General features: G+C 54.2%; 13 protein-coding genes. All 13 read right to left on the reverse strand.

Annotated features, from left to right (window positions below):
* Window positions 1–224 precede the first annotated feature (224 nt).
* The 13 genes from FYC48_RS07975 to FYC48_RS08035 all read right to left on the reverse strand — a co-directional run bounded on the left by FYC48_RS07975 (window position 225) and on the right by FYC48_RS08035 (window position 12305).
* On the reverse strand, window positions 225–3155 hold the full coding sequence (locus FYC48_RS07975) for a pentapeptide repeat-containing protein (RefSeq protein ID WP_149496185.1): 2931 nt from the start codon (window positions 3153–3155) through the stop codon (window positions 225–227).
* Window positions 3156–3239: 84 nt separating this feature from the next.
* Window positions 3240–4412, reverse strand: coding sequence for a hypothetical protein (locus tag FYC48_RS07980; protein WP_149496186.1), 1173 nt, complete (start codon window positions 4410–4412; stop codon window positions 3240–3242).
* Complete coding sequence (locus FYC48_RS07985) at window positions 4412–5140, reverse strand: hypothetical protein (RefSeq protein WP_149496187.1); 729 nt, start codon at window positions 5138–5140, stop codon at window positions 4412–4414. The genes FYC48_RS07980 and FYC48_RS07985 overlap by 1 nt, the downstream gene beginning before the upstream one ends.
* Window positions 5141–5143: 3 nt before the next feature.
* Window positions 5144–6025 carry a hypothetical protein gene (locus FYC48_RS07990; RefSeq protein WP_149496188.1) on the reverse strand — a complete coding sequence of 294 codons (882 nt, stop codon included), beginning with the start codon at window positions 6023–6025 and terminating at the stop codon, window positions 5144–5146.
* A gap of 55 nt (window positions 6026–6080) precedes the next feature.
* Window positions 6081–8639, reverse strand: coding sequence for a hypothetical protein (locus tag FYC48_RS07995; RefSeq protein ID WP_149496189.1), 2559 nt, complete (start codon window positions 8637–8639; stop codon window positions 6081–6083).
* A 32-nt stretch (window positions 8640–8671) separates the two neighbouring features.
* The gene (locus tag FYC48_RS08000; RefSeq protein ID WP_149496190.1) at window positions 8672–9118 is read right to left on the reverse strand and encodes a hypothetical protein; all 447 of its coding nucleotides are present in this window, start codon (window positions 9116–9118) and stop codon (window positions 8672–8674) included.
* A gap of 224 nt (window positions 9119–9342) precedes the next feature.
* On the reverse strand, window positions 9343–9768 hold the full coding sequence (locus tag FYC48_RS08005; protein ID WP_149496191.1) for a hypothetical protein: 426 nt from the start codon (window positions 9766–9768) through the stop codon (window positions 9343–9345).
* A 74-nt stretch (window positions 9769–9842) separates the two neighbouring features.
* The gene (locus FYC48_RS08010; protein ID WP_149496192.1) at window positions 9843–10166 is read right to left on the reverse strand and encodes a hypothetical protein; all 324 of its coding nucleotides are present in this window, start codon (window positions 10164–10166) and stop codon (window positions 9843–9845) included.
* Between the two features lie 61 nt (window positions 10167–10227).
* On the reverse strand, window positions 10228–10686 hold the full coding sequence (locus FYC48_RS08015; protein WP_149496193.1) for a hypothetical protein: 459 nt from the start codon (window positions 10684–10686) through the stop codon (window positions 10228–10230).
* A 12-nt stretch (window positions 10687–10698) separates the two neighbouring features.
* A complete protein-coding gene (locus FYC48_RS08020) occupies window positions 10699–11139 on the reverse strand; it encodes a hypothetical protein (protein WP_149496194.1) in 441 nt (146 codons plus the stop codon).
* Window positions 11140–11184: 45 nt separating this feature from the next.
* Window positions 11185–11553, reverse strand: coding sequence for a hypothetical protein (locus tag FYC48_RS08025; RefSeq protein WP_149496195.1), 369 nt, complete (start codon window positions 11551–11553; stop codon window positions 11185–11187).
* Between the two features lie 43 nt (window positions 11554–11596).
* On the reverse strand, window positions 11597–11905 hold the full coding sequence (locus FYC48_RS08030) for a hypothetical protein (protein ID WP_149496196.1): 309 nt from the start codon (window positions 11903–11905) through the stop codon (window positions 11597–11599).
* Between the two features lie 70 nt (window positions 11906–11975).
* Window positions 11976–12305, reverse strand: a complete 330-nt coding sequence (locus FYC48_RS08035) for a capsid cement protein (RefSeq protein ID WP_149496197.1) — start codon at window positions 12303–12305, stop codon at window positions 11976–11978.
* Between the last annotated feature and the right edge of the window lie 52 nt (window positions 12306–12357).

The following is a 12357-nucleotide window of genomic DNA, read 5'->3' on the forward strand; positions in this document are numbered from 1 at the left end:
AAAGCAAGAGCAAGAACGCTGCATCAAGGTTATTGAAGACGAGATGGAGGGCTCACCAATCGACGTTCGCCGAGTTCTTGCCAGGATAGTCAACCGCATCAGAAAAGACGGGCCGGATATTTGAGAGCCAGGCGTATTGCGGGTCCTTCTCTGCGGAAAAAAAATTGCTCCCCCTGCGGGAACAAGAGGGGCGAGAGACAGACTTTCTTTCGCGATTGGTGGAGTTAGCCGAGCTTGATCTTACCAGGGTTGAGCCCCTCAAATTCAACCGAATTCCTTTGGCTCTTGAGCATTTGGACAGAACCAATCTTGCAGTCTGCGAAGCTCAGCTGATTTAATTCTGTTCGAGAAAGATCGATGTCTGAAAATTCACAGTTATCGAAGGAAACATTATTTAATTCTGAGAAATCGAGTTTGTCATTTTTAAAACGGCATGCCGTAAGATTCGAGTTGGTCAATTTGGCACGTGTAAAGATGCTATCCTCAAAATCGCAAGCTGAAAAATTGCACCATTCGAGATTGGTGCCATCCATTCTGGTGCCGTAAAAGTTGCAGTCTGAGAATCTGATGCCATGCAGGGTTGACCTTGCGAAAACTGAGCTTGCGAAATTGCATTCGGAAAAGCCCCCTTCTTTTAAGAACGCATGGCCTAGGTGAGTTCCGTATATGTGGCATAAGAACATGCTGAACTTGTTCCAGCGAGAATATGCAAAGAATACGTCATCGAAATACACGCCGAAAAAATGAACATCTCTAAAATCTGTTCTGTATCCTTGAGTATCACTAAGTGTCGCCTGTCTTAGTTCGAGGTCGTTTAGGACGAGTCCGCTCAAATTGTAGAAGTCTACCGACCATCCCGATCGGGTTATTCGTTGGGCTGCAAGGTGTCGATTTAGAGACAATGGGTGTAGGTTTAGTACGTTTTGGGAGGCATTTTTGTTCCATGCCTTCTGTGATCGAGCTAGGCCGGTAGCAGCTAGCAGGGATTGATCCCAATGATTGACCATCAATCGGAGACGTTCGAAGGCCTGTTCATCTAAATGTCCATCTGGAACTCCTACATCTTTTCGTTGCCAATCAATTCGCGGAGGGACATTCGACTCCCGTGTTGCTTGCCTGAAAACAGCCCCAACGCTTGAGCTATCTTTTAAGCCGAATGTGTTCTGGATGCTCTTAACTGTAGTTTCGTCGTCAGACGTCAATAGTACAGGTGCTTGCTCATAGAGTTCGTCAATGAACTCGCGTTCTATTTCGCGGACAGGAATCTGTGCAAGCGCGTTTCTCGCGTCATCTCGAGTTCGGCCTAGCGGATAATTTGGTGGGTCGTCAATGCATATTGCTGCTTCACATTGTGTGCGAACGCACCATTCAGCCAAAAGATAGTGTCGGAAACTTTCAGGGTGGAATTCGAATTCTTCCGAATTCTCAGCAGGCTCAAAAAATTGAAGTACGAACGCAGTTCGGGCGTCTTCGATTCCTAGGTCTTCTTTTAAGTTGTTGTTCCTATTGTTTTCGATTGTATTGCGAAGTTCACGCAGAGGACACCTTCCACCAAATTTGGGCCACGAGCAAATCCATGCGATTTCCTGTAGCAAGTGTCGATAGTGCTGTGTCTTCACGTCGATTCCAGCACGCTCGCCGCTTAGGCTTGCCTTCCCCGCGATTGTTTCGTCCACAAAAATTCGAAATATCTCAGCCCTGGAAAGGCGGCCTTCATTTCGATGTATCTCAGCCAGTACGAATTTCGCGAGCATAAATAGAAGGAGCGGGTTGTTCGAAACGTCCTTAAGGCCGCTGCATACGTGGCGAATCAATTCGCCTGTTACTTCCGGCGACTTCTGGATCGTGTTCCACTTTTCAGCCCACTGATCTGTGTCCTGGTCTGTGAACTGCGAAACTTTCATCACATGCACTCGGTTGTCTTTCCAGTTGCGTTTAAGTGATTCTGAGCCAACAGTCGACCTCATCGCAACGATCAACGGGGATTCATGCGACTTCGAAAGATTGACGAGGGAATTGAAATAACTTTCGACTACATGTTCTGCATGGCTTCGCATTTCGTCGAATCCGTCGACGATAAGAACAAGATTTCGGGAGTCTTTCAGATCCTGGAGTTCGATCCCGAATTCTGAAGCAACGCTGTTCGCTATGCCATCAATTAGGTTATTTGAATTGTAAATGCTCCTCCATTTTGCAAAAACAACTGCCTGTGTTTGATCCTCCAAAAACTGCTTCGCGAGCGCCGACGCAAGATTTCTTAACAAACAACTTTTGCCAGCACCCATTTCACCTTCGACAACGAAGATTTGGGATCTGCCTGCGCTTTCAGTCACCTTTTTGAGCAGAAGGCTATCTCCATTGGCACTGGGTTTGATGTTGTTCCAATCTTCTTCTAACTCGGATCGAGAGTAGTCTTTCACGCGGACGCGAGGAGATATGTATATGTCGGATTGTCTCACTTCGTCGAACAAAAGTGACTCATTCAGGGTAGAGTACACTTCATTGAGAAGAATTAGTTTGCTGCGTTCAGCGATCGCCGTATTGAGTCGAAATGCCTCCATCATTGCTGGGGTAGTCATGAGCTCCTCGATGGCATCGCACAGTGAACTAAATACAGATCCTCTCACCTGGTTGCTGAATTGTATTGCCTCGCGTGAGATCGTCGCGTTTTCGTATGCAATGGCGTCAACTACGATTCGTCTCGCAAAGTTCGCATATTCACAAATAATAGGCCAGTTTCTACTCGACAGTCTTCCATGTTTCCCAATTACTGTCAGCCAGGTAAACTGCGAAGACAACACTGCCATCGCGGTGTTGTTGAGTTCTTTGGCTTGGTACTTTTGCCAAGTTTCTTTGGTGATAAAACGATATGGCTCGTCTTCGGACTGGTTCGCCAACTCGAAATTTAGGGTGCTGATAAGAGCTTCGCTGAGTTTTGCAGCGATCTTGGTTTCTGGGTCGGCTTCAGGGGCGAGGTTCAATGCCATTCCGCCGAGTTTGAACACGGAACCGGCGACTTCAGCTCTCTCGCAAATTTCTAGGTAGGTATCGCTTAGAAAACCTTCTGGTAGGGAGAAACCAATTGCATCGCCTGAGGCTCCGGCAAAAGTGGTTACCCAGTCAGCGATCGTGACCAAACCTTGCGACAGACTCATTTCAAAGCTCTCATGTGTATCCAGTGAGTGTGGTTTGGCATGGTAGCATAGGGGCCCCTCCGTAGGGACGGGGCGACAGGGCTTTTAGCGAGGGGCTGCTTGGGCGTTGGCGATAACTTTTGCGAGAAGTTGGTGGCAATCTTGCATCGTCAGTTTGGCGATGTGATCGGGGCGGCCGGGGAGTTGGGTCGCTTTGAAAAGGAGTTTGGTGAGCGTGTCGATTTTCTTCGCGGCTCGTTCGATGCTGTAGTTTGACAATAACCCGAGGACGTCTTGGCAGGCGCAGCCGCCTCGGGTGAAGGCTTCGGGGATCGCCTTTTGAAGATCCTGCGCCATCGTTGTTCGCTGTCGCTGGCGTGGTTTTCGGCGACGCTTCAGCTTTCGCGATCCCATCGATTCGGGATCCTCGCACGGTGGCGGGAATTCTTCTTCACAATCAAGCCCGTGCGCGTAGAGGGTGTTGGTTCGATCTGGATCGACGCGATAACCGCCTTCGCAAGGTCCGCTGGGATTATGTGGCGTGGTAAGCTCTTGGTATGGGGAGGATCCTTGGTTCGGACTGAGCTTTTGTTCGAGAAAAAATGTGCCGGTGTCGTAGTTGTAGTAAGCGACAATGAGCCAAGTCGTGCTCGGGTCGGGCGGGTCGGGGATGATCGGCGGATTGCCGTATTGGTCGGTGTAGGCGATCCTGACAAACCATCGGCACGGATTGCCAGGGACGTAGTCAGTCGGTGCGACTTGCGAGTAAACGCGGTAGCCCGGTGGGTTGCGGCCGTCGTTGACTACGATCTCGACATCGTAGATTGATCTGTTGCTGAACCGGCACGGGTATGGTGTGGAACCAATGCCAACCTGTTGATCATGGCAGCAAGAGGGGCACCTTTCACCCTGGAAGTTGAGCGTCACACTGAACTTGCCGGAGTACTCGTTGAAGGTGCCGCTGATGGCGCAGGTGCTGTTGACTTCGATAAAGGCTTCGCCCGTGATGCCTGGCCCACTGATGATCCACTTTGTGATGAACCCACTGTCATCGTATTGGATCCGATAAATCCCATTGGTGGTCGGGATGTCGAATGTGCTGGCGTCGGCCGTTCGCATCGTTGTCCCGTTCTTAGTTGCTTCAACGGTTTGCGTTCCGGATGTGATGACGAATGATGTGACGAAGTCGGCGCAGTAGTCGCCCGGTGGCCAAAAACCGCAACCGCCAGAACAAGCGGGGTCATAAATCACGTCGCCGCAACAACAGCGTCTTGCCATTAGCAAGGTCCGGAAGCAATGAGGAATTCGTTGCCCGCGTTCTTGCAATAGCCTTCGAAGTCGATGCTGTCTTCGTCGCCCACACCGAGCGGGTCCGATAGGATGATCGTTGTAGAGCTGAATTCGACGCCGTCGGTGGTGTAGAGTTTCGCTTCGGTGGATCCGGACACCTGGGCGTCTTCGGTCAGCTTGTACCGCCACCGCGATTGAGATTTGCCAAGATCGACGATCGCGAATTCGTTGACGGCATCGTAGCCAAGGATCCGGTAGAGTCCGGAGCTGCAGCGGATAGCGTATTTAGGGTCGGAGGGGTCTGGCATGACGTAACGCAATGCGGATCCCTTGGATCCACTGCATTTGACAATGCCGAATGGATGCGGTTGATAAGGGAAGTACTCGCCATCGATCACGGGACTGTCGGCGATCACGATGTTGTCGATCGCTGAATGCCAGGTGGGAGTTGTGGCGGACATGATGGGCGTGTAGTTGGTGGTGATGCCCAACGTGCTGTCGGCTGGTTGTGTCATGCTTTCGAGTTGCAAGAATTCACCGGCCCCAACATCACGACCGGCGTTGTTCTTGATCATGATCGAACCGCGTGACGATCGGCGATTCGATGCTTCCCAACCCTTTCGTTTCCACCAAGCGAGCATTGCCTTGATGTCACGCCACAGCGATGCGGCCAAAATTCCCGATGCGTCGCCGCCCGGGGATGGTTGCGTGTCCATTGATCAGATTCCGAAGACGCTGGCGAAGCTGATCGAATCGAAGACGTCTAGCACAGCAGCCCGCTTGATCACCGAACATGGGAATCCGCCGACAGTTTCGGGGGCATAAAGGATGTCGAGAACCTGGTGCCCGAGTTTAGAAGGAATGACAACCCCGCTTCCTAAGTTGATGTTGGTTAGATTGCGAGAGAAGTTGAACAGCATATCGACATCCCAATCAGGATCGTCGCCGGCACGCTGACGGGACTGTATCGATTCGATTTGCAGCGTGCCGGCCGCGAATCCATTCCACGGGACAAGGTTTGTCACATGGATGTCGGCATATTCGGCCGCTGCGACGACGCGTCCTCCGGTCACTGCATTGGCATGGCTCCACACCGTTTGGACGGCCACTTGGGTCGAGCCGATCGGCACGTCGATACCGTCGATTTCGTATTTTCCATCGCGGTATGTCAGGCCCAGAGCGAGTTCGGCCTTGGTCCCGGAAAGTGTCGGGCGAGAGGCACCGGTCGGGTGATGTTCGGAGACGAGGGCTTTGGCAAATGTGCGGCGCGCCGTTTGCCCTGATCCACCAATCACAGACCATCTCGATTGACCGGCTGCCAACTTGACGACGGCGAGCCCAGACGCCTTGCTGGCGTAGCTCGCAGTTGCAGACCAGTAGTCCTCGGTGTCTTCGTGGCGTCCGAAGCCAACGCGAGTTTTTTGGAGTCCTAGGTACTCGTAGGGAATGTTGGCATCGTTCTGGATGAAGGTGACAATGTCCTGTTCGTCTTCATCATTGTCTGCATGAAGCAGGTAGGAGACGTCAAGATTGTCCTCGGCGTCAGAGACACCATCCACCGCATTGATGTCATTCCATTTGCGTTCAATGGTGATGGTCATGGGAAAGGCGATTCGCGAGTTGCAGGAGGCGAAGGGCGATCAAGATGGGAGTCCGTTAGGTGAAGACGAACGGCTTCTGACGAATGCGTTGAAGTTCCTCGGCGGTCTTTTTGCTGAGTTCGAGCTGCTTCTTCCGGAAGGCACGTTCGTCGGATTTGTCGTCGCGAGCTGTAGGGGCGAAGGACCCGACGTTGCTCGCGATCGCGGCGTTGCGTGTTGCGAATTGCTGGAGATCGGGAGTGCCTGGGGCATCGCCGAGGAAGTTCTCGCGTAGCTGTTTCGCGTAGGCCGCAGCTTCGTCGCGACCGAGCTTTCCGTCGTTTACAAGTTGAGCTGCTTTGGCGATTTGCTCGGCAACTTTCTGCGCATCGGATTTCAGAGATTCGCGTATCTGCTGAGCGGCCTTTGCCGCGGGATCGTCTTTCGGTTTGGGTTTGGAAGCTTCAAATTCTTTGCGAGCAGCCGCCAACGCACGCTTAAAGTACTCGGGTTGATCTTCGAACAATTTTCGAGCACGTTCGACTGCCTCGCGAAAGCGTTCGGCCGGCGTCATCAGCTGAGCCTTGAACTGTTCGGCCGGGTCGGTTGCCTTGAATTGATTCCGGGCTTGTTCGATCGCTCGCGACCTTGATTCAGGATCGTCCCTGAAAAGTTGGTTTGCTTTACGGATTTCGGCTTGGAGAGTTTCGGCAGGCGTTCGCAACTGCAGCTTGGCCTGTGCTGCTGGATCCGTTGCACGAAACTTTTCCGCTGCGTCTACCAACGCTCGATTCAGATTCTTCGAGTCGTTTTGGAACAGCTCCCTGGCTTCGGCGACGGATGCTTTGAAAATCTCAAGCGGCGTTCTTAACTGCTCGATCGCTTGGAACCGCGGGTCAGCACTTCGGTAGTCCTTCGTCGCTTGCGTTTTGAACGCGTCGAACTGATCCTGGCTGATTTCGCCGCGTTCGAGTAGCGTTTTCGCGTCAGAGATGCGTTCCTTGAAAGCTTCGAGCGGCGACTTCAATCCTCGGATTTCGTTTGCAAGGTTCAGCTGGGTTTGCGTGAGCTCAACAAGCGGCTTGGGGTCGATTCGGACTGCCTTGCTCACGTCCAGAGTTTTGAACAAATCGGTTGGTACCTCTTTGCCCATTTCACGATAGGTTTTGGCGAGTGCCTTGACTCGTTCGACTTCGAGTCCCTTCGCACCTGAATTAAGTCGCTTTTCGAAGTCGAGCCGATCCTTGTAATACTGCTTTGCGACAGCAGCAGCACTGGCAACCACTGCGATGGCTGCTCCGGCCGGAGTTACGAGACTTTTCGCAAGTTGACCTCCGACACTGCCAAGTAAACGGCTGAGGCCGCCAAAGATTCCTGCGATCGCACCACGCATATTCTTGAAGACGGTGACGGTCCCTTTCGCAGCGAATTTCGACCCAGAGACCAGCCCCTTGAACGCTTCGGTAACGCTAATCGTCCTTAAGGTTTTCAACAGCAAACCCAGCTTCGCGGTTAGTGTTGCTGCTGAAACCGTCGCTTTCCCTAGTGCGGCGCTGAGTGAAAATGAAGCTGTTGACAGTTTCAATGTTGCCAGGAGGGCTTTTAGCGTGAACTCCAGCCCCTTGAGTTTCAGGGATGCGGCAACGGCAATGATTCCCGCACCGGCTATCAGTTTCCCAAACGCCGCGATCGCCACACCAACAACGCCGGCTGCCGCGCCGATCGCTCCCATCGCGAACGCGACCGAGGCCAGTCCTTTGACCAGGATAGGAAAGCGTTCGAGGATCGAGCTGAACTGTTTGACGATCGACGCTGCCCCTTGCGCGAAAGCAGCTGCAATTCCCAGCAATGGCTTGCCAATGGCGGTTTTCAAATCGGAGAATGCAGACTTCAACTGTTTTATTGAGTTGTTGAAGCTGCCGGCCGTGCGGGTCGCATCTCCCTGAGCTTTTGTCGTTCCGTCCAGGGTGATTTCTATGATCGCCATCGCCTTTTGGTAGGCGGTGAGGTTCGTCGGGTCGAATCCGAGCTGCAGGGCCTTCGCTTTAATCTCCGCCTCTTGGGCGACCACACCGAACTTGCGCAGCGTTTCCGTGTTGCCGACAACCGCGCTCATCAACCGTTCGAAGGCTTCGGTGTCAGACATGTCATTGAATGAAGCCAGGTCGACCGCGAGCGTTGAGAGTGTCTTGGAGAGCTCGGTCGCTTGACGTTCATCAAAGCCCAATGGGACTAAAGTGTCTTGGGATTGGGCAAGGAAGCTGAGGAGCTGTTTTTCGCTTCTGCCTACTTCATCCGCGTACGCTTTTCCCCACTTTCTCACCTCAGTTACCTGGCTCGAAAATACAGTTTCAAACTTAGAAACTGTCTCGGCAAAATCACCTGCGGCGAATGTCGCGTTCACCAAACCGCCGATGATCCCAGCGCCCGCAAGGCCCACTCCGGCCCCCAAATTGCGAATGCTTTTCCCAACATCTTGGATCGATTGGCCTACCGCCTTGATCTCTTTGTCGATTTGTGCGGTGACACTTTTTATTCCCGATACTGCTTCACTAAGCGCCGCTTGGAGTTCGCGGGAGAGGTCGTCTTGGAGGGAGAGCGTGTAGACTGCTCCGCCGGCGTCGATATTGGTCATTCGATTTGCAAGTGGAGAGTGTCTAGTTGCTATTAACGCTTGATGCCTCGGCGGGCATGGGCGTGTAACTTTCTGATCGCTCTTTCCGCGGCGGGCCCCATGTAGGGCCGGGCGGCGATGTGCCGGGTTTGGGTGATGACGCGTCCGGTCTGGCGTGAACGCCGGCGAACGGTGGCGACGCCACCTCGTTCGAGCAGCCCAGGCAGAGCAGGAGTGATGCTGCTACCGGGGAAACCTACGGGGCCGGCTTTGACAGTGTCGCCTTCGATGATTGAGTCAAAGGTTTCGAGGTTGGGCTCGGACGAATGGATGTTGGGAGGTTGTCCCGGAGATGAGGCGAAATCCGATTCGGTGAGAATCGCTTTGGCTTCGCTTTCGAGGTCCTGTGCGAATTGCGCAAGGATGTCGTGTTTGAACTTTTCGACGCTACGCATTACCGACGCGGTGTTGTCACGCGTGCTGGATCGGACGCGAAACATTGGTCACCGTCCCCGCATTGCGAGTTTTCGCAGTATGCCAATGCTGTCTCGGCGCAGTGGCATTCCGGACGGCCGTCCGGATTCACCGTAAGGCGTGCAGGCGGATGGCTGGACCGGTTCTCCGCTAGAGGACATCGCGTTATGGACCTTGGCAATGATCGATGCAACACGATTCCATTCAGCTTTGTCGTGCTCGTGTGCCATCAACACGAGCTGTCCGAAGGTCAGTTCGTGGGGGAGGATTGCAAGGAGTCCGGCAAGTCGCCAGACGTCGGGCCAGATGGATTTGAGGGGTTCTCGCGAAACACCTTTTCGATGAGCTGGTCCATCTTGTCCAGGACCTGCTTCCCCCACGGAAAAAAATCAATGATCGCGCCTCGCATTGCGTCTTCAATGATGCGTGATGTTGGTCCGTCCATCGACTCTTGTAGCTGTTCGTAATTCTCGATCTCGATCGACTGCAGGCGGTCTTGGTAGTGGTTCCAGACGACTTGGCAGAGTACTTCGGGGTCCATGAAGATCTGCTGGTGAATGCCGCTTTCCAAGTTTCCAAGGTCGGTGCCGTTTTGCTTACCAAGATGTTTTCGGCCGACAGTGAGGGCGAGGCTGATTTGCGAGCCGTTGATGGTGGCAGTGGTGGGAGAGTTCATTGGGGGCGGATGTTGCGAGAGGCGTGGCGGAGGGGGCCGCGGCTGATGAGGGAAGCGACAAGAGAAACGCGTGGCTATTTGCCAGTGGGCTTGGCGGCTCGGTTGATGCCGCCTTTACGTGGCGGGTCGGGTTTGTAGTCTTGGAGCTTGTTCAAGTAGTCGGCGCAATCGACGAGTTGAACGACATCGTTTGAACGGCCACGGATTGGACGCTGCTTGCTTTGTTCCTGCAGGGCGGCTTGGGTTTCCGGTGTCAGCTCGAATCCGAGCTCCTGCAGGATTTTTGCACTGACGGGGATTTTCTTATCCAGCATTTCGTCTTCGTGCTTGTGGACGCTTCGCTCGGCGGCACGAAGCAGGTGGGCGTGAACCTTGGCCGAAATGCGTTTGGTAGTCATGAGAGTTGCGAGAAGGAGGGGGGGCTGTTGCCGGTGAATTGCGGCTGATGAGGGCGGAGAGTTAGGCGACAGTGACGCTATGCCAGCGTGGGGCAAGGTTGCTACTGGTTTCGAGATTGAGCACGAGTTCGACGTCAATGACGACGCCATCTTCCATTTGGCGTTCTTTTCCGAAGTTGGAGATCTCGAATGCGGCGAGCAGCCCGTACCAGGTGCCGGTTTCGGTTGCGTCACCGTCCGCCAAAAACAGCACGACCTGCGTGTCGTTGAAAAACGCTTCTTGGAATTCCTGGTAGTCGGCGTCGTCTGGGTCGTAGGTCATCGTGATCGTGACCGTCCCTTCCTTGAGCGTCGGTTTCTGCAAACGCCAGCCGTCTGATCGACGGTCGGTGACATCGGCCAAGGATTTGGACAGGCCGATCGATTCATCTTTGATGACGCCAACAGGGTTGTCGTAGACGGGGGTGCCGACGGAATCGGCGAGGTAAGTGACGAGATCAAGACCGGTTCGTGCGCCCATCGTTTTGGCTCGCTAGGAAAGTGGATAAGTGACTAGAAAAGAAGTTTGGAAAACGAGGGCTTGCCTGAGCTGACGCCAGCCGAGCCGCTGCATGAACCGGATCGATTTGGCTTTGCGGCCGTCGACTTTTCGATTGCGAATCAAGGCGAGCAATTCATCGTCGATGAATTCCAGCCAGGCGTCCTTTTCTGCTTCGGTTTCCGGATCCCCGTCGTCGCCGGGTTTGCCTTGTGGGGCGTTGGCAATGATTCGCAGTGTGGGAATCACGCCCCAGCGATCGCGAGCGATCCGGACATGTTCAACGCTGCCATCGACGTAGATGGTTGGTTTGTTGATCGACGTTTTTTCCACGGACGCGTTGCGTGCGTAGACGATTGATGGAGCGTTGCTAAATGGTGCATCGCCGAGCAACGTGACCATTGCCTTGGCGAGGGTGACGTCGATTGCGGGCATGAGCGATCGTAGGCGGGGATAGCTAAGGCAGGATCAAATCGCGTTTCAGCACTGATAGTCGATTTCGTCCACATGGACCCTGTGAAACGCTGCCGAAGCATCACTGGGGGTCGTGCAAGTGTTTGTGGACGGATCGTCGACGACAACGAATTGTCGCTGGAGCGTGTGAAAGGTGATGAGGTCGCCGATTTTGGCTTTCTCGAAAACCGGAGTTAGAAAAACCGGTCGGATCAGGATTTGCGTTTGTTGGTGCCGGATCGCGAACCCGTCGTCGTCAAACCCACGGGTCTTTGGGTCGCTGATCGTGGCTTGGATTGATTCGAAGATGTCGCCGCGACGGTATTCGGCCGGGTCTTCGGATTGCTGGGCCGTGCGGCCGTAGCCGGCACGGACGCGGTCATGAAAGCGAGACACGGAAAGGTGAGAGCTTGTGACGCTGATTCGCGGACGCCGGCGATTAGCTGGCGTCGATGATTTTCAGCTTCTTGGTTTTGGGGGCTTCGTTGGCGAGCTTTGCGGCGGCTTCGGATCCGCTGACGCGGACGAATTCGTCCTTCCACTTGACTCGCCCGGGTTGCTCTTCGAAGCACAAGCGAAAGTTGCCTCGCTTGACCTGGTCTTTGCCAGTGGATTCGAGGTCCGCATGGGCTTCGGCCAGGATCTGCTTGCGTTCGCTAGCCAAGGCGGAGCTGTCTTTGGCGATGGTGGCAAGCTGGGATTCAATCTGGCGAAGTCGAATCAGGCGATCGGGTTTGATGCGTGGCATGGAGCGGCTAGAGGCTAGAGGCAAGTTGCTAGAGGAGAGAGGAGAGAGGCCCGTAGTGAGGAGTGGCCGATTAGGCGTTGAGGGCGACGTAGACTTCGGTTTCGCCGTTGGCTTTGCCGCCGCGGCGTGCGGCGCCAACCTTGTAACCGCCGCTTGCGGCGACAGTGTCCGATGCGATGTGCACGGCGGCGCCGTCGGCAAGGACCAATGCGGACGGTGCCGGCAGGACGACAATCCCCTGGGTCCGGACTCTGGCCGGTTTGCCGGAGACTAGCGTGTTGTTGCTGTTGTTGATCGCGGCGCGTCCGTCATCGAGTTCGATGACTTCGCCCGGTGCGATGTCTGCGGCCGGGGTGATCAACGCTTCAAAGTCGTCGTTTTCGCGGAAGGTTCCAATCATTGGTCAGGCGTCCGAATTAGGAGAGGTTGTCAAAAGGTTGGGCGGTCGATGA

The organism is Roseiconus lacunae, assembly GCF_008312935.1.
Classification (GTDB): Bacteria; Planctomycetota; Planctomycetia; order Pirellulales; family Pirellulaceae; genus Stieleria; species Stieleria lacunae.